This window comes from Peribacillus sp. R9-11, assembly GCF_031345095.1.
Taxonomy (GTDB): domain Bacteria; phylum Bacillota; class Bacilli; order Bacillales; family DSM-1321; genus Peribacillus; species Peribacillus butanolivorans.
The window spans coordinates 3,818,574-3,837,088 of record NZ_CP133763.1 but is presented as its reverse complement, the minus strand read 5'-3'; the positions used below and the strand labels follow the sequence as shown (position 1 = coordinate 3,837,088).

13 protein-coding genes are annotated in these 18,515 nt (G+C 39.4%); 12 read left to right on the top strand and 1 reads right to left on the bottom strand.

Translation table 11 applies throughout. From position 1 onward, the window contains the following. The first annotated feature begins 314 nt into the window (after positions 1-314). From spo0A to RE409_RS18580, 3 genes are all read left to right on the top strand, one after another. Positions 315-1,106: a sporulation transcription factor Spo0A gene (spo0A, locus tag RE409_RS18590; protein ID WP_056525307.1), complete on the top strand. Its 792-nt coding sequence runs from the start codon at positions 315-317 to the stop codon at positions 1,104-1,106. Positions 1,107-1,515: 409 nt separating this feature from the next. After that, positions 1,516-3,093, top strand: a complete 1,578-nt coding sequence (locus RE409_RS18585) for a flagellar assembly protein A (protein ID WP_309557883.1) — start codon at positions 1,516-1,518, stop codon at positions 3,091-3,093. Positions 3,094-3,181: 88 nt separating this feature from the next. Then, complete coding sequence (locus tag RE409_RS18580; RefSeq protein WP_309557882.1) at positions 3,182-3,913, top strand: glycerophosphodiester phosphodiesterase; 732 nt, start codon at positions 3,182-3,184, stop codon at positions 3,911-3,913. Positions 3,914-3,964: 51 nt separating this feature from the next. On the opposite strand, the gene RE409_RS18575 is transcribed toward RE409_RS18580, so the two are convergent. Continuing rightward, positions 3,965-4,201 (bottom strand): DUF2627 domain-containing protein, encoded by a 237-nt coding sequence (locus RE409_RS18575; RefSeq protein WP_053346899.1) that lies wholly within the window; start codon positions 4,199-4,201, stop codon positions 3,965-3,967. Positions 4,202-4,411: 210 nt separating this feature from the next. On the opposite strand from RE409_RS18575, the gene RE409_RS18570 reads away from it, so the two are divergent. The 9 genes from RE409_RS18570 (at position 4,412) to meaB (ending at position 18,370) form a co-directional block, all read left to right on the top strand. Beyond that, positions 4,412-6,469, top strand: a complete 2,058-nt coding sequence (locus RE409_RS18570) for a sigma 54-interacting transcriptional regulator (RefSeq protein ID WP_309557881.1) — start codon at positions 4,412-4,414, stop codon at positions 6,467-6,469. 358 nt (positions 6,470-6,827) lie between these two features. Next, positions 6,828-7,925 carry a Leu/Phe/Val dehydrogenase gene (gene bcd, locus RE409_RS18565; RefSeq protein WP_201185749.1) on the top strand — a complete coding sequence of 366 codons (1,098 nt, stop codon included), beginning with the start codon at positions 6,828-6,830 and terminating at the stop codon, positions 7,923-7,925. A 130-nt stretch (positions 7,926-8,055) separates the two neighbouring features. Then, positions 8,056-9,477: a dihydrolipoyl dehydrogenase gene (gene lpdA, locus RE409_RS18560; protein ID WP_201185747.1), complete on the top strand. Its 1,422-nt coding sequence runs from the start codon at positions 8,056-8,058 to the stop codon at positions 9,475-9,477. A gap of 24 nt (positions 9,478-9,501) precedes the next feature. Further along, entirely contained in the window at positions 9,502-10,497 is a 996-nt protein-coding gene (locus RE409_RS18555; protein WP_201185745.1) for a thiamine pyrophosphate-dependent dehydrogenase E1 component subunit alpha, read from the top strand. 12 nt (positions 10,498-10,509) lie between these two features. After that, positions 10,510-11,493: an alpha-ketoacid dehydrogenase subunit beta gene (locus tag RE409_RS18550; protein ID WP_053346895.1), complete on the top strand. Its 984-nt coding sequence runs from the start codon at positions 10,510-10,512 to the stop codon at positions 11,491-11,493. 26 nt (positions 11,494-11,519) lie between these two features. Continuing rightward, positions 11,520-12,800, top strand: a complete 1,281-nt coding sequence (locus RE409_RS18545; protein WP_201223720.1) for a dihydrolipoamide acetyltransferase family protein — start codon at positions 11,520-11,522, stop codon at positions 12,798-12,800. A gap of 371 nt (positions 12,801-13,171) precedes the next feature. Beyond that, complete coding sequence (locus tag RE409_RS18540) at positions 13,172-15,049, top strand: methylmalonyl-CoA mutase family protein (protein WP_201253713.1); 1,878 nt, start codon at positions 13,172-13,174, stop codon at positions 15,047-15,049. Position 15,050: 1 nt separating this feature from the next. Further along, positions 15,051-17,243, top strand: coding sequence for a methylmalonyl-CoA mutase (scpA, locus tag RE409_RS18535; RefSeq protein ID WP_053346892.1), 2,193 nt, complete (start codon positions 15,051-15,053; stop codon positions 17,241-17,243). Next, positions 17,243-18,370, top strand: coding sequence for a methylmalonyl Co-A mutase-associated GTPase MeaB (gene meaB / locus RE409_RS18530; protein WP_201185739.1), 1,128 nt, complete (start codon positions 17,243-17,245; stop codon positions 18,368-18,370). Before scpA ends, meaB begins: the two co-directional genes overlap by 1 nt. Positions 18,371-18,515: the final 145 nt, after the last annotated feature.

Sequence of the window (18,515 nt, the reverse complement as noted above, 5' to 3'; positions counted from 1 at the left end):
TTAATGGGCAATGTCGGACCATTCTATCTTCATTTTATAAGGAAAATAATCAGGTTTAAAAATGATTTCTTCAAAAATTGAGGTTTTTTTGAATTGATGTGATAAAATGATAACAAAATGAAGATTTTTCGACAATCTGTTTATTCGAATAGCAAACGAAGTCGAAAACAAGAGATATCCGGAGAATAATATTGAATTCCTTATATTTTTTCAAAAATAAAAGGAATTTAGTTTCCATTGTCGAAAAGTTCAATTACAATAGAATTTAGTCATATAGAAAAAAAGACCAATTGTAGTTGAGGAGGAAATCAAGCGTGAAAAAAATTAAGGTGTGCGTTGTAGACGATAATAGAGAACTTGTTGGCCTTCTGGAAGAATACATTTCAGCACAGGAAGACATGGAAGTAATTGGGGTTGCACATAACGGTCAAGATTGCCTGGGTATGTTAGAAAACGTAGACCCGGATATTTTGATTCTCGATATTATCATGCCTCATTTAGATGGGTTAGGTGTCCTTGAAAAACTTCGTGAAGTAAAACGGGGTGCAATGCCTAATGTAATTATGCTTACTGCATTTGGTCAAGAAGATGTTACGAAAAAAGCTGTTGATTTGGGTGCGTCTTACTTTATTCTAAAGCCATTTGATATGGAGAATCTGGCCAATCATATTCGTCAGGTGAGCGGCAAAGGACAGGCTGTATTGAAAAATCATAGTCAGTTTAGTTATCGTCCTCAAAATGAATCAAAGCCGAAAAACCTGGATGCCAGCATCACAAGCATAATTCACGAAATTGGAGTGCCTGCGCATATTAAAGGCTATTTATATTTAAGGGAAGCCATTTCAATGGTGTATAACGATATTGAACTATTAGGATCGATTACAAAGGTTCTATATCCGGACATTGCAAAAAAATACAATACAACCGCCAGCCGTGTTGAACGTGCCATCCGACATGCGATTGAAGTGGCTTGGAGCCGGGGGAATATTGAATCAATTTCATCTTTATTTGGTTATACCGTTAGCATGACTAAGGCAAAACCTACGAATTCCGAGTTCATTGCAATGGTTGCTGATAAGCTTCGTCTTGAGCATAAAGCTTCTTGACAGGGGTAGGGGGAGAACCGATTGTTGAGATTTAATATTTAACAATTGACCATATAAAGGCTAGAGCCGCTAAATATATATAGTAATTCTCCGTCTAGATGATAAGCAGACATGAAGAAGTTGCTTTGTGATTTTTTCTAATCAGCAACTTCATTATTTTTAACGCTGCCGATTACAAAAATTAAGCGCCTTTTATTTATTGGATTTTACAGGAAGAATCCAATAAATAAAAGGCGTTTTTGTTTGGGGTTCGTTATAGTCTCTTAGGAAGTAATCAGAGACAGTAACATCTTGCTACTTCATTTACTATCTGAATTATTAGTTAGTCAAATATGTATGTTTTTATTTTTTCTCTCAATTTTTAGATTATAATTAGGTATATATAATTATATTCACAAAGGGGAAATATATGATATATGAGAAAAATGAGTATTTTGTATTAGAATTGGAAAATGAAATAATTTATATTACTGTTTTTCAAAAGGGTTTTTCCATTCTGCATTTAAATCCTATTTTAATAAAATTTCCACAAATCCTACTGGAGAATTTTAATGACTTAAAGGATGCCCTTGCACAAGCAAGTGGAGCGAAAATTCAAATTGGAAAACAAAAACCGACCATAGAGTTGGATATAGCTGAAGATAAAATGTCAACTAGTGTCAAACTTAATTGTTCAAAAGAGTATCTGAAAGAGAATTATTCAGTAATTATGAACAATATTTTAAAGGAGCTTCAAAGGGAGAATATTTCAGAAGGGATTTTAATGCATATATTACAAAATGGACTTAGAATCAAAGATTCAATAGTTATCGCTAAGGGAATAGAACCGGTCCACGGAAAGGATGCGGTGGTTACCTATTTCAAACAATCGGAAAGAAAACCAGCGGTTCGAGAAGATGGAAAAGCCGATTATTATGACATGAGTTTTCTCGATGAAGTAAAAAGCGGTGATTGGTTAGGAGAAAAAGTCCCGCCAACAACTGGAAAGATGGGAAGGAGCATAACAGGAGAATTTGCATTGGCTAATAAAGGGAAGAATAAGAAACTACTTTATGATCGAACAACAGTTGCTGCTATTGAAGAAAATGGAAAGATTATTCTGAGAGCATTAATTAATGGAGTTGTGGAATTTAGAGGGGGAAAGATTGCTGTTGGTGATCACCTAGTCATTGAGGGAGATGTAGGTATTGAAACAGGGAATATCGAATTTGATGGAAGTGTGACCGTAAAAGGAGCGATTATTGATAATTTTTCAGTAACAGCAACCAAGGATATTTCTATTTTAAGTGAGCTTGGGGTAAGTAATGTTAAAGAAATCAAGTCAAAAGTGGGTGATGTATTCATTAAAGGAGGCATTTTTGGTAAGGGTGTGTCGAAAATTTCTGCTGGAAGAAACATCTTTGTAAAGCATGCCAATGAATGTCATATAATCGCGGGTGAAAATATACATATTGGTTCTTATTCATTGGGAAGTTTTCTGAAAGCAAAAAATATCTTCACAGATGAAAAAAAAGGAAAGTTAATCGGCGGGGTAATTGAAGCACATGGAAAAGTGAGAGCGGCGGTCATTGGTAATCGAATGGAACGTAAAACGATAATTAATGTACAAGGATTTAACCGCGAAATCTTAAAAGAGGAATTGAATAAAACATTACTTCTATACAAATCCAAAATTCAAAACCTCGAATTAGTAAAGGAAAAGCTGGAAGTATATGATATGTTTGTAGGTCAATTGAATTTAGCACAAAATTATCAATATGAACAAACAAGGAGCCAACTTGAAAGCTTGACGGCTGAAATTTTTCAATTAGATGAAAAACGAAAGTCATTAATGGATACACTCGATTCAAAAGGAGACGGGGAAATTACCATTGGTCAAATGGCCTTTCCTGATACCCGATTACAAATTAAAAGTTTGGAAAAAAAATTAAATGAACTTACAAAAGGAACTTTTTATGCAGAAAATAATTACCTGCATTTCGATTAGTTTCTATTAAATAACCGTAGTGAAATAATTTTCTGTTTCTTTTCATAAAATTGGGGAAATAGCGATTTTAGGGAGAGGGGCAGATTTCATGATGACCTTAATCTTTGCTCATCGAGGATCAGCAGGAACCCATCCGGAAAATACGATGTCGGCTTTCAAAGAAGCTGCCCGAGTTGGGGCGGACGGTATTGAAACGGATGTTCAGCTCTCGAAAGATGGTGAAGTAGTCATTATTCACGATGAAAAGCTTAATCGAACAACGAATGCCTCTGGGTTTGTGAAGGACCGGACTTTAATGGAGTTAAAAACTTTTAATGCGTCCAATAGTTATAAAGGGAAATTGGGTAATGAGAGAATTCCTACGCTTGAAGAATTATTGATATGGCTAAAGAATAATCAGCTTTTATGCATTATTGAATTGAAAAATACCCTCTTTCTATATCCAGGTTTAGAAGAGAAAGTCATTAGGCTCATTCGTAGCTACGAAATGGAAGAGAGGATAATCATTTCTTCTTTTAATCATTATAGTTTAGTTAATTGTCATCAACTGGCACCTGAAATAGAAACGGCACCACTTTACCGAGATGGTCTGTTTATGCCGTGGATTTATGCCAAGGCAATAGGAGGAAGCGCTATTCATCCAAATATCAGAGCTGCCCCTGATATCATCATTCAATCGTCGATGTGTGCGGGTGTTCCTGTACGACCATATACCATTAATAAAGAATCAGATATGAAACGATTATACAGCTTGAGATGCAGCGCCATCATCACCGATTTTCCAGAGATAGCGAAGCGAGTCAGAGAAGAATTTGAATAGAGGTAAGAAAGAAGGTGTCCATGATTCATTCATGGCACCTTCTTTTGCGTTTTAAAATTTATTAAACCTGCTTTGTACCTTATTTTGTTTCCGATCCCGATGAAGAACGAATCCTGCTATAAAGGCTATCCCGCCAATTGTGATAAGCAGCCCAATTAAAAATTGTAGCCAAAGGACTGGGTAGGGGGGCTGTAAAATACCAAAGACCATGTCCCGCATTATTTTTATACCATAGGCAGCGAAGGCACCAGGAATAAAAAGAACTAAAAAAGCGATTAAACGTTTCATGCAGTCAAATCCCTTCCAAAAATTCCGTCTTTAAAAAATGATAAAGGATATAAGAAATTTGTCAAGTTTCGGGAACTTAGAAAAAGCCTGGAAGATGGTGACTATTTATAGTCGATACTAATATGGTAAAATGAGGGTATATAGTATGAAAAAAATTGCAGAGATAATAAAAATTGAGAAAAAAATAGCAAAATAAAAGGGGGAATGAAAATGCAAAAAGTCATGATAGTAGGAGGAGGAGTAGGGGGGACAACGGTGTTGAAGCTCCTTTCGGAAATCGAAGAATTCTCAATTGTTTGTATGGCAGATACGAACGAAGCTGCTGAAGGTATACTTGCTGCAAAAGAACGAGGGATTTCTACTGTATCAAATTGGAGCAGTGCGCTAGATAAAGGCTTAGACATTATTATTGATACAACAGGAAATCCGTCTGTCTTTAATAAGATAAAAAAAGATATGGATGATCAAACAATACTCATTCCAGGAATCGTCGCTCATATTCTTACCAACCTATTTGAAGAGAAAAATCGTCTTATAAATAAATTGGAGAATGCTTCAGCAAAAATGGACTTAATACTTAATACAACCAGTGACGGAATGATAGTCATCGATCACAATGGATATGTCATAATGTTTAACGATAGTGCGGAACGAGTATCGAATACAAAGCGTGAATCAGTGATTGGTAAGCATATTAAAGATATCATCCCTTCAAGTGGATTACTGAGAGTAATGGAAACTAAACAGAGGGAAGAAAATCGACGGATCACCCTCGAGAATGGGATGGATTTCATCACGACAAGAATCCCTTTAATGAATGCAGAGGAAGAAATTATAGGGGCATTTTCTATGTTTAAGGATAAAACGGAAGCGGTACAATTAGCTGAACAGATTACTGATTTAAAAGAGATTCAGACGATGCTTGAAGCGATTATTCACTCAAGTGACGAAGCTATATCTGTCGTTGATGATCAAGGAAGGGGGCTTTTGATCAATCCAGCATATACAAGACTTACTGGTTTAACAAAGAATCAGGTGATTGGAAAGCCGGCTTCTATAGATATTTATGAAGGTGAAAGTATGCATATGAAGGTGCTTCAAACAAAAAAGCCGGTTCGTGGTGTCAATATGCGTGTCGGTCCAAAGCATAAGGAAGTAATTGTTAATGTTGCTCCGATTATTGTAGACGGACGTCTAAAAGGAAGTGTTGGGGTCATACATGATGTTTCAGAAATTCAAGCTTTAACTCACGAATTGAATCGAGCACGTCAAATTATTAGGACTTTGCAGGCCAAATACTCCTTTGATGATATAATTGGAGCTTCTGAAGAAATGAAGCTTCCGGTTGAACAGGCGAAATTATCTGCAAGAACCCCGGCCACTGTTTTGTTGAGAGGGGAATCAGGGACAGGCAAGGAGTTGTTTGCCCATGCTATCCATAATGCGAGCGATAGGAAATTTAATAAGTTTGTACGTGTAAACTGTGCGGCAATTTCTGAATCATTACTTGAAAGTGAACTGTTTGGTTATGAGGAAGGGGCCTTTACCGGTGCGATAAGAGGCGGGAAAATCGGTTATTTTGAAGAGGCAAATCAAGGAAGTATATTTTTGGATGAAATTGGTGAATTACCAGCTAACATTCAGGCAAAATTACTTCGAGTATTGCAGGAACAAGAAATCATCAGAGTTGGTGGAACAAAGCCTATTCCAATCAATGTCCGGGTAATAGCTGCTACTAATATTAATCTTGAACAAGCCATTGGTAATGGATTATTCCGGGAAGACCTATATTTCCGGTTAAATCGCATGCCCATTCTCATTACCCCGTTACGAAAACGAAAAGAAGATATGCGAGAATTAGCGGAGCATTTAATTAATAAAATCAATCAAGAATACGGACGGAGTATTGAAGGGATTACCGAAGCAGCCATCCATAAAATGCAAATCTATAATTGGCCAGGAAACGTAAGAGAGCTGGAAAATATTTTAGGGCGAGCGATTATCTTCATGAAATTAAATGAGACAATTATAGATATACAGCATATTCCGGATTTTATCGAGGCGATTCCATTAAAACAGGATAAAGTCGTGACAAAACCTTCTACCTACGTATTGGGGAAACCGCTCTCGGAAATAATAGATCAGTATGAAGCCGAAATTATTCAGCAAGCGATATATACTCACAAGGGAAATAAAACACTTACAGCTAGGGCCCTTGGAATTTCAGTAAGAAATTTATATTACAAGATGGAAAAGTTAGAACTGTGAAGTTATTTGCGTGCAAAATATTGCATTATGTGAAATAATTTGCGTATGATTTTAGAAAATATTCTAATGTAAATTGGTTCAACTTCTAACATGAAATATTTAAAAAATATGTAAAGGTTATTATTGGCCGCTTATTAACCGGAATATTCGTTTTTAGTAAAAAGATACCTTTTATTGGCATGTAATTTGCATATTGAATAGTACATGGGTTTCTTCCGGGAACCATTCTCCAAAGGGAAAAATATCATGAAATTAGCGGATATTATTTGCATGAACGAAGTAACCCAGTAAGAATGAGGAGTAATTGTCAGCCTCTCTTATCTGTCACTTAATAAAAACATCTAGGGAGGATTCTTTTATGGAAATTTTTAAATATCTTGAAAAATATGATTACGAACAACTTCTTTTCTGTCAGGATAAACAATCTGGATTAAAAGCGATTATTGCTATTCATGATACGACTTTAGGGCCTGCTCTTGGAGGCACGCGGATGTGGACGTATGCTACAGAAGAAGAAGCCATAGAAGATGCTTTAAGGCTTTCAAAAGGAATGACTTATAAGAACGCAGCCGCTGGCTTAAATTTAGGCGGAGGAAAAACGGTCATCATCGGCGATCCACGCAAGGATAAAAATGAAGAAATGTTCCGTGCATTCGGCAGATATATCCAAGGATTGAATGGTCGTTATATAACAGCTGAAGATGTTGGAACAACGGTTGAAGATATGGATCTCATTCACGAAGAAACAGACTTCGTGACAGGTATCTCCCCTGCATTCGGTTCTTCAGGTAACCCTTCACCTGTTACTGCTTACGGGGTATATCGGGGTATGAAAGCTGCAGCAAAAGAAGCATTCGGCACTGATTCTCTAGAAGGCAAGGTGATTGCAGTCCAAGGTGTCGGGAATGTAGCTTATAACTTATGCCGTCACCTTCATGAGGAGGGCGCTAAGCTGATTGTTACGGATATTAATAAAGAGAGTGTAGCCAGAGCAGTCGAATCCTTTGGTGCAACTGCCGTAAATCCTGATGAAATTTATGGTGTTCAATGTGATATTTATGCACCTTGTGCATTAGGTGCTGTAATAAACGATCAAACGATTAATCAAATCAAAGCTAAGGTCATTGCAGGTGCAGCTAATAATCAGTTAAAAGAACCTGTTCATGGTGACCAAATACATGAAAAAGGAATTGTGTATGCTCCTGATTATGTAATTAATGCAGGTGGAGTCATAAATGTGGCTGATGAGCTTTTAGGTTATAACCGGGAAAGAGCTCTTAAGAAAGTGGAAACGGTTTATGATACCATTGAACGAGTCATTGAGATTGCAAAACGTGATAATATCCCAACCTATAAAGCAGCTGATAGGATGGCAGAGGAGCGCATTGAACGTATGCGGAATTCACGGAGTCAATTTCTACAAAATGAAAAGCATATCTTAAATGGACGAAGATGATTTAAGTTGTAAAAGATATAGATTCCTGTGTTTTTTTTTGATAAACACAGGAATTTTCAACATTGATAACGTAATAAACATAGGGCAAGTAAAAACGGTAACAACTGTTTAATAGTGAGGAGGAGTGGTTTTGGCTGAAGAATTTGACCTTGTTATCCTAGGCGGAGGAACAGGCGGGTATGTGGCAGCAATTAGGGCTGCTCAATTAGGTTTGAAAACGGCTGTCGTGGAGAAAGGCAAACTCGGCGGGACGTGTCTACATAAAGGCTGTATCCCTTCAAAAGCGCTTTTAAGAAGTGCAGAAGTGTATCAGACTGCAGTGAAAAGTGAGGAATTCGGTATTGTCACCGGGGATGTTAATGTAGATTTCCTTAAGGTGCAGGACAGAAAAAATAAAATTGTTGATCAACTTTATAGAGGGGTTCAACACTTAATGAAACAAGGGAAGATAACGGTTTATGAAGGCTTAGGGCGTATACTTGGTCCATCTATATTTTCACCGATGCCCGGAACGATTTCCGTAGAAATGAATAATGGCAGTGAAAATGAAATGCTTATCCCTCAGAATATCATTATTGCTACCGGTTCACGCCCGAAGACATTACCCGGTTTACCTATTGATGGAGAATATGTACTTACGTCTGATGAAGCACTAAAGCTAGAGAGCTTGCCAAAATCAATTATTATTGTAGGCGGGGGTGTGATTGGTATTGAATGGGCCTCGATGCTGAATGATTTTGGTGTGGAAGTAACGGTTCTGGAATATGCAGATAGAATCATCCCGACTGAGGACCATGAGATTTCAAATGAAATGCTTCGTCTTCTAACGAAAAAAGGCGTCAAGTTTGTTACAGGGGCTAAGGTATTATCGGAAACGCTGAAAATAGAAGATTCGGTATCTATTTCTGCTGAAATAAAAGGAACCACCGAGGAATTCACAGCTGAAAAAATGCTGGTTTCCGTAGGCAGATCGGCAAATGTTGAAGGAATCGGCCTTGAAAATACAGAAATAGTGAAAGAAAAAGGTTTTATCGAAACCAATGAGTTCTTCCAAACTAAAGAAACACATATCTATGCAATCGGTGATTGTATCGGTGGTTTGCAGTTGGCACACGTTGCCTCCCATGAAGGTATTACAGCTGTTGAACATATGACAGGCAATAAACCTGAGCGTATAGATTATTCGCTTATTTCAAAATGTGTATATTCAAGTCCCGAAGCTGCAAGTGTTGGTTTGACAGAAGAACAGGCAAAAAAGGAAGGCTATGACCTTAAAACAGGAAAGTTTCCGTTCAGGGCAGTAGGTAAGGCCCTCGTTTTCGGGGAAGCAGATGGTTTTGTCAAAATCATTGCAGACAAAAAAACGAATGATATCTTAGGCGTTCACATGATTGGACCACATGTAACCGATATGATTTCTGAAGCAGGTCTTGCAAAAGTACTAGATGCGACACCTTGGGAAGTAGCAAAAACGATTCATCCACATCCAAGTCTTTCTGAAGCAATCGGCGAGGCAGCGTTAGCAGTCGATGGACTTGCCATTCATTCATAAAGAATAAGGTCAGGAGGTTTTATGATGGTAGAAAAACGTCATGAACAATTAGGCTTAAATGAGGAAACAGTTTTAGATATGTACCGGACAATGCTTTTGTCCCGTAGGATTGATGAGCGGATGTGGCTGTTGAACCGTTCCGGGAAAATCCCCTTTGTAATTTCTTGTCAGGGACAGGAGGCAGCTCAGGTTGGGGCTGCGTTTGCATTGGATCGTCAAAAGGACTATGTATTACCCTATTACCGAGATGTTGGAGTGGTTCTGACATTTGGAATGACCGCAAAGGACTTGATGCTTTCAGGATTTGCAAAAGAGGAAGATCCCAATTCTGGTGGACGGCAAATGCCAGGTCATTTTGGCCAGAAGAAAAACCGAATTGTCACTGGGTCTTCCCCTGTAACGACTCAGGTTCCCCATGCAGTGGGAATTGCCCTTGCCGGGAAGATGGAAGGGAAGGATCTAGTTACATTCGTCACATTTGGAGAGGGTTCATCCAACCAGGGAGATTTTCATGAAGGAGCAAATTTTGCAGGTGTGCATAAGCTTCCGGTCATCTTTATGTGTGAAAATAATAAATATGCGATTTCTGTTCCTATTTCGAAACAACTTTCCTGTGAAAATGTTTCGGATCGGGCGATTGGCTATGGTATGCCTGGAATAACTGTGGATGGCAATGACCCATTAGAAGTATACGAAGCGGTTAAAGAAGCGGCAGACCGTGCTCGCAGGGGCGAGGGACCCACTTTGATTGAAACGGTTTCGTATAGGCTCACCCCTCATTCAAGTGATGATGATGACAGAAGCTACCGAACTGCGGACGAAGTGGCAGAAGCGAAGACAAAGGATTCCATCAAGACCTTTGGAGCGTATTTAAAGGAAACAGGAATTATGGATGATGCGCTTGAAAAACAAATGAATGATGAAGTGATGGTAATAGTCAACGAAGCAACTGACTATGCCGAAAATGCTCCATATCCGAAGGCTGAAAGTGCTATGAATCATGTGTATGCACAAAAGTAAGGGGGTAATAGAATGCCAGTGATTTCTTATATAGATGCCGTTACAATGGCAATGAGGGAAGAGATGGAAAGAGATTCTCGTGTGTTTGTACTGGGAGAAGATGTAGGGAAAAAAGGTGGGGTCTTCAAAGCTACTAATGGATTATACGACCAATTTGGTGAAGCCAGAGTTATTGATACTCCCCTAGCTGAATCAGCAATTGCAGGAGTTGGAATTGGAGCCGCTATGTATGGTCTTCGGCCGATAGCTGAAATGCAATTTGCTGATTTTATCATGCCGGCTGTAAACCAAATTGTCTCAGAAGCGGCCAAAATTAGATACCGTTCTAATAATGATTGGAGCTGTCCTATCGTCATACGTGCACCTTATGGGGGAGGGATTCATGGAGCCCTATATCATTCGCAATCTGTTGAAGCTCTCTTTGCAAATCAACCGGGCTTGAAAATTGTCATGCCCTCCACTCCCTATGATGTAAAAGGGTTGCTTAAAGCAGCCATTCGAGATGAAGATCCAGTGCTTTTCTTTGAACATAAACGCGCTTACCGCTTGATTAAAGGTGAGGTACCAACTGAAGATTATGTACTTCCCATTGGCAAAGCCGATGTGAAAAGAGAAGGGGAAGACATCACGGTCATATCCTATGGTCTTTGTGTGCATTTTGCACTCCAGGCAGCAGAAAAATTAGCTGCAGATGGTATATCTGCTCATATTCTGGACTTGCGAACCGTGTACCCATTAGATAAGGAAGCTATCATTGAAGCGGCTTCTAGAACGGGGAAAGTCTTACTGGTTACAGAGGATAATAAAGAAGGAAGCATTATGAGTGAGGTCGCAGCCATCATTGCCGAACATTGCCTATTTGATTTGGATGCTCCGATTAAACGGTTAGCCGGTCCTGATATTCCTGCCATGCCATATGCTCCTACGATGGAAAAACATTTTATGGTGAATCCAGATAAAGTGGAAAAAGCGATGAGAGAACTGGCTGAGTTTTAATGACTGATAAGTAGGAGGAACAAATCATGGCTACGGAACTAATGAAAATGCCTCAACTAGGTGAAAGTGTCACAGAGGGAACTATCAGTAAATGGCTTGTTAAGCCAGGGGATCGTGTCACTAAATATGACCCGCTTGCTGAAGTGATGACAGATAAAGTAAATGCTGAGGTTCCTTCTTCCTTTACCGGTATCATTAAGGAATTGAAAGCAGACGAAAATCAAACGTTGGCAGTAGGAGAAGTTATTTGCTCGATTGAAGTTGAAACGGTAAAAGCAGAAAAAACGGAAGGTCAAGCAGAGTCATATAGTGAGAAAAATGATTCAAATGAAACAAGGGATGTTCACACATCTAGTGAAGCACCAGGGAAAACCCGCTTTTCACCAGCTGTATTAAAACTCTCTCAGGAACATGGAATTGACCTTTCCAAAGTAAAAGGTACAGGAAGTGAGGGACGGATTACCCGTAAAGATTTACTGAAACTTCTTGAATCCGGTACTCTTCCTAAAGCTGATGCTCCTTCGGCTATTCCCGAATCCGTTCGCGAAGAGACTATCTCACCAGTCACTCAGCGAGCTAGTACAGAAATCATAATTCCGACTGCGACTGGGGACAGGGAAATACCCGTTACCGGGGTGAGGAAAGCGATTGCTTCCAATATGTTAAAAAGTAAGCATGAAATTCCTCATGCTTGGACGATGGTAGAAGTTGACGCAAGCAACATGGTAAAGTTACGTGATTCACTAAAAACCGATTTTAAACAAAAAGAAGGCTACAACTTAACTTACTTTGCATTCTTTGTAAAAGCAGTTGCTCAAGCTCTTACGGAATTTCCGGAAATCAACTCGATGTGGGCAGGAGATAAAATCATTCAAAAGAAAGAAATCAATATTTCAATAGCCGTTGCCACAGAAGATGCCTTATTTGTACCTGTCATAAAAAATGCAGATGAAAAATCAATTAAAGGTATTGCTAGGGAGATAAAAGAACTTGCATCTAAAGTGAAGGCAGGTAAATTAAAATCGGAGGACATGCAAGGAGGTACGTTCACTGTAAATAACACTGGTTCATTCGGTTCCGTCCAATCCATGGGAATTATTAATTATCCACAGGCAGCTATTCTACAAGTCGAAACAATAGTAAAACGGCCGGTGATTATTAACGACATGATTGCGGTCCGTGACATGGTAAACCTTTGTTTGTCACTAGACCATCGTGTATTGGACGGACTGGTATGCGGTCGATTCCTTGCAAGAGTTAAAGAAATCATCGAAAAGATTACCGAAGACAATACATCTATTTACTAGAATAAGGGAAGAAGGAGGAAGAGCCTAGAAGGTTTCTTCCTTTTTTTCTGTGCTTCATTACTTGTTTATTAATAAATTTTTATTGGAAAATAGAAAAACATCGACAAAATTTTTATTTTTGCTTATTATTTTATAGAGAGCTGTTCTAATACACAGCTAACTGTACTTCAATAGAAATGGTATAGACTTTCTATACAACAGACTGTACTAATTTCTATTAGCTTAAATTTCAAGAAAAATATGGTAGAATGTTATTATAATTCAGATTATTAGATGGGAGGGCGGTTTTCTTATTAACTGACTGAGCGTTCGGTCTCCGTTATTAAGGGATAGAGCGATTCGGGTAGTAAACGATAAGAAAGCGATTACAGATGGAACTGAAAGATGTAAAAAACATAACCTTTCCTAAACCTTCGTTAGAAGAGTGGAAAGAAGCTACAGAAGTCAGTTTAAAAGGTAAAAGTGTTGAAAAATTAAAAACATATACATATGAGGGTATTACTTTAAATCCACTCTATACAGAAAAGGAGGATTCAGCAGCAAAAACAGCAGAATTACCGGGATTTTTTCCATTTACTCGCGGAATTACTCCGACAGGTTATTATGAACAACCTTGGCTTGTCGTTCAGCCTGTAAGCGGTATCACAGCAGATGAGGCAAATGAAAAGATGCAAGCGGCATTTAAGCGCGGTCAAAATGTCGTTGCATACCCGGCTCGTTTACTTGCTGAGGGGGCAAGAATTGAAAAATTGTTTAATAATATCCCGTTAAAGGAACTCCCAGTGTTCATTGACCTTAAGGGGAAACAAAAAGAATTTTTCCCACAAATCAAAGCTGTTGCGGATCTGCAAAAAGCCCAGTTGAAAGGTGTGCTGGCAGAGGATCCAATTGCAGAATGGCTTATTGGTGGTCAGCTCCCAGAAGATACAGACCAATATTTTGCTGAATGGATAAAAACAGTTCAAGATTATCAAAAAGTTGGACCAAATTTAAAGACAGTTCTGGTTAATACTGCTGTATTCCATAATGGCGGGGCCAATGCTGTTCAAGAGATTGCTTACGGATTGGCTGTAGCTGTCCAATATGTATTGGAAGGTCAAAAACAAGGGCTTTCTATATCTGAGATTACAGAAAAAATCGTATTTTCTTTTGCAGTTGACTCCAATTACTTTATGTCAATTGCGAAGCTGAGAGCGGCTAGGCGACTTTGGGCTGGTCTTGCTGAAGCCTTTGATACAGCTCCACATCATTTTAAAATGGCAATACACGCTGTAACGTCCGAATTGACAGAAACCCTATATGATCAGCACGTCAACATTCTTCGTACCACCAATCAAGCTTTTGCTGCTGCGATTGGAGGAATTCAATATTTGCAAATTCATCCATTTAATCATGCATTCGGGGAATCTGATGATTTTTCAGAAAGAATCGCACGAAATACACACTTGATATTAAAAGAAGAAACGAATATTACGACAGTGGTCGATCCTGCAGGCGGTTCTTGGTATGTAGAGCAATTGACGGATGAACTGGCTGAAAAAGCGTGGATGAAGTTCCTTGAAATCGATACAGCTGGTGGAATTTTTGAAGCAATTAAGCACGGCTCCTTACAGGCAGATTTAGTTGAAGTTTACCAAGGAAGAATTCAAAATGCTGCGTTAAGAAAAGAAAGTATTATCGGAACGAATGTATATCCGAATCCCGCAGATAAGATCAAAACTCCAACACAAGAAAAACAGGTGTCATATATGGTTGTAGAGAAGCCAGTGGAGATTACACCAATTACGTTGGAGCGCATTTCAGTCCAATTCGAACAGTTAAGATTACGGAGTGAAACTTTTAAACAACGTAGTGGAGAAGCCCCGAAAATCGGATTAATTAATTTAAAAGAACTTAAATCCTACAAACCTCGTGCTGATTTTGTTAAGGGGCTAGTTGCAGCAGGGGGCATTGAAACAGTAGAAAGTGCAGGCTGTCAATCAATCCAGGATGCAGTCGATTACGTAGCATCAACAAATCTTCCCATCTATTGTGTTTGTGGCAGTGATAATGACTACTCGGAATTAGCAAAAACGACAATCAAAGAAATTAAAAAGCAGTTCCCTGAAATTAATCTTTATATAGCCGGTAAGCAGACAGAAGAATTGGAAATCTCACTAAGTGAAGCCGGAGTTAAAGAATTTATCCATGTTAAAACGAATGCTGTAGCAATTTTGATAGAATTACTACAAGCGCTAGGGGTGAACTAAGATGAAAAAACCGAATTTTTCTACCATAAATCCTGCTAAGGCTGAGATAAAAGGAACGGTTGAAGCATGGAGAAAAGAAGCCGAGATAGCAGTTGAACAAAATATTGACGACCTTTTGTTTGAAACGAATGAACAAATAAGGGTTAAACCGCTTTATGTCAAAGAAGATAATCACAAGTTGGAGCATATGGAAAGTGTGCCAGGTATTGCTCCGTTTACAAGAGGGCCATATCCTTCCATGTACGTTAATCGCCCTTGGACCGTCCGGCAGTATGCAGGCTTTTCGACAGCTGAGGAATCCAATGCGTTTTACCGACGTAATCTAGCGATGGGGCAAAAGGGTCTCTCAGTTGCCTTCGATTTAGCTACTCACCGTGGCTATGACTCAGACCATCCGCGTGTTGTCGGTGATGTTGGAAAAGCGGGAGTTGCAATTGACTCCATTCTTGATATGAAAATCTTGTTCGACGGAATTCCGCTTGATCAAATGTCAGTATCGATGACGATGAATGGTGCGGTATTACCTATTCTGGCTTTTTATATTGTGACAGCTGAAGAGCAAGGGGTTACACAGGATAAACTTTCAGGTACGATTCAAAATGACATTTTAAAGGAATATATGGTTCGGAATACGTATATCTATCCACCTGAGATGTCGATGAAAATTATAGCTGATATTTTTGAGTATACATCCAAATATATGCCTAAATTTAATTCGATCTCCATTTCCGGTTATCATTTGCAAGAAGCAGGTGCTCCGGCGGACATCGAGCTCGCCTATACGTTGGCTGATGGACTTGAGTATGCACGTACAGGAATGAAAGCCGGAATCGATATCGATAAATTTGCACCACGTCTTTCATTCTTCTGGGCTGTAGGAATGAACTACTTCATGGAAGTAGCGAAAATGAGGGCGGGCCGTTTTATTTGGTCAAAACTAATGAAACAATTTGAACCGAAAAATAAAAAAGCAATGGCATTGAGAACCCATTCTCAAACCTCAGGATGGAGCCTTTCTGAGCAGGATCCGTTTAACAATGTCGCACGGACTTTGATTGAAGCACATGCGGCTGCACTTGGTCATACACAATCCCTGCATACGAACGCATTAGATGAGGCGATTGCCTTGCCAACTGATTTCTCGGCTCGTATTGCTCGTAATACACAGCTTTATCTGCAGGAGGAAACAGGAATTACAAAGGTTATTGATCCATGGGCGGGTTCATATTACGTTGAGTCGCTCACTAATGAATTAATTGAACGGGCTTGGGCTCATATCGAAGAAATCGAAGGGCTTGGCGGGATGGCTAAGGCAATTGAAACTGGTCTTCCAAAAATGAGAATCGAAGAAGCGGCAGCGAAACGTCAGGCTAAAATTGACTCTCAAGATGAAACAATCGTTGGCGTCAATAAATATCGTCTGAAAAAAGAAGATCCGATTGAAATACTGGAAATTGATAATACGGCAGTTCGCGAAAGTCAGCTAAAGCGTTTGAGCGAATTAAAAGCGAACCGTGATCAGGCTATGGTCGATGAAGCTCTTCAAGCGCTAACTCTGGCTGCTAGAACAGGTGAAGGCAACATGCTTGAATTAGCTGTGCAGGCTACCCGCGTACGGGCTTCGCTTGGTGAAATTTCTGATGCTATCGAAGACGTGGCTGGACGTCACAAAGCAACAATCCGTTCTATCAGTGGTGTATATAGCTCTGCTTATTCAAAAGAAGCAGAGATTGAGGAAGTCGTCCAAATGACAGAAGAATTCCTTGAAAATGAAGGAAGAAGACCACGGTTACTGATGGCTAAAATGGGTCAGGACGGACATGACCGTGGAGCGAAAGTAGTCGGAACAGGTTTTGCTGATTTAGGCTATGATGTTGATATAGGACCGCTATTTCAAACGCCAGAAGAAACTGCGCTTCAAGCCGTTGAAAATGATGTTCATGTTGTCGGTATGAGTTCGCTTGCTGCCGGCCATAAAACATTGTTGCCACAGCTGATGTCAGAATTAAAAAAATTAGGTCGTGAAGATATTATTGTCATCGTCGGCGGTGTTATTCCTGCGCAGGATTATGATTATTTAATGCAAAATGGTGCTTCTGCCATTTTTGGTCCTGGTACAGTCATTCCTCAGGCAGCGAAAAAAGTGCTTCAGGAAATATACAATCGCCTCGGATATGAGGAAGTGGCGCAGTAATGAGTGAAGACAAGAAGCCGGAATGGGTCGATCTCAACAATCAGGAAGGTTTTGCTTCTTCATTAAAGCCAGGTGTGGAATTAGCAGCCAGCCATAATAAAGCTTCGAAAAACAAATTCGTCAAAAAGCACAATGTAAAGATTTCGATCCCTGAACTTAAAGAAGGTATCATAAAAGGCGAAAGAGCAAAGCTTGCTAAAGGGATTACACTGGTAGAAAGTAATGCTCCCCACCACTTTGATTTGGCACAAGAATTATTGCATTCTATTTTGCCTCATACAGGGAACTCGCTTCGCATCGGGATATCTGGCGTACCGGGTGCCGGAAAGAGTACATTTATCGAGACGTTTGGTAACTATTTATGTGATAGGGGTTATATGGTGGCAGTCCTGGCTGTCGATCCGAGTTCCTCAATCAATGGAGGAAGTATACTTGGGGACAAGACGAGGATGGAGGAGCTTGCACGAAATCCTCGTGCCTTCATCAGGCCATCCCCATCGGAAGGAACCTTGGGCGGGGTTCACCGTAAAACGAGGGAAACGATGTTGCTCTGTGAGGCGGCAGGATTTGATGTCATATTGATAGAAACAGTAGGTGTTGGTCAGAGTGAAGCAATTGTCCGGAGCATGGTCGACTTTTTCATGTTGCTTGTCCTTACAGGTGCAGGGGATGAATTACAGGGCATGAAAAAAGGGATTATGGAACTTGTAGATGGAATTGTGGTCAATAAAGCAGATGGTGAGAACATTCCGCTTGCGATTAGAACAAAGTCAGAATACAGTAGAATTTTGCATTTCCTTCAGCCTGCAACCAAAGGATGGGCAGGAAAAGCATACACTTGTTCTTCAGTAACTGGTAAAGGGATTCCCGAGCTTTGGGATGTGCTACAGGAGTTCTCTGATACAACGAATGAGTCAGGTGTTTTTCAAGAGCGGAGAAGGATGCAATCTAAAGAATGGTTATATTCATTAATTGATCACCAACTCAAAACGATGTTCTATAAAAATGAAACCGTTAAAGGTCTGCTTCCTGTGCTCGAAAACCAGGTAATGTCCGGGAATAAAACCGTTACTACTGCTGTTCAGCAAGCATTTCAATCTTTCACGGATACTTTTAAGTCAAATTAAAAAAGAAAAGGATGGGGCATAAATGCTACGCATAATGCCCCATCCTTTTGTAGATGAAATTATCTTGTTGTAAACTATATGATTCCCGCTTCTTTTTCGTTTAAACATGTTAGTTCTGTGCTTTCTGTTGTTTTACAAGGTAAAT

Excerpts from the sequence above, each read along its gene's own strand:
- RE409_RS18585 (WP_309557883.1), top strand. The coding sequence starts at position 1,516 with ATGATATATGAGAAAAATGAGTATTTTGTATTAGAATTGGAAAATGAA.
- RE409_RS18580 (WP_309557882.1), top strand. The coding sequence starts at position 3,182 with ATGATGACCTTAATCTTTGCTCATCGAGGATCAGCAGGAACCCATCCG.
- RE409_RS18575 (WP_053346899.1), bottom strand. The coding sequence starts at position 4,201 with ATGAAACGTTTAATCGCTTTTTTAGTTCTTTTTATTCCTGGTGCCTTC.
- RE409_RS18570 (WP_309557881.1), top strand. The coding sequence starts at position 4,412 with ATGCAAAAAGTCATGATAGTAGGAGGAGGAGTAGGGGGGACAACGGTG.
- bcd (WP_201185749.1), top strand. The coding sequence starts at position 6,828 with ATGGAAATTTTTAAATATCTTGAAAAATATGATTACGAACAACTTCTT.
- RE409_RS18555 (WP_201185745.1), top strand. The coding sequence starts at position 9,502 with ATGGTAGAAAAACGTCATGAACAATTAGGCTTAAATGAGGAAACAGTT.
- RE409_RS18550 (WP_053346895.1), top strand. The coding sequence starts at position 10,510 with ATGCCAGTGATTTCTTATATAGATGCCGTTACAATGGCAATGAGGGAA.
- RE409_RS18545 (WP_201223720.1), top strand. The coding sequence starts at position 11,520 with ATGGCTACGGAACTAATGAAAATGCCTCAACTAGGTGAAAGTGTCACA.
- RE409_RS18540 (WP_201253713.1), top strand. The coding sequence starts at position 13,172 with ATGGAACTGAAAGATGTAAAAAACATAACCTTTCCTAAACCTTCGTTA.
- scpA (WP_053346892.1), top strand. The coding sequence starts at position 15,051 with ATGAAAAAACCGAATTTTTCTACCATAAATCCTGCTAAGGCTGAGATA.
- meaB (WP_201185739.1), top strand. The coding sequence starts at position 17,243 with ATGAGTGAAGACAAGAAGCCGGAATGGGTCGATCTCAACAATCAGGAA.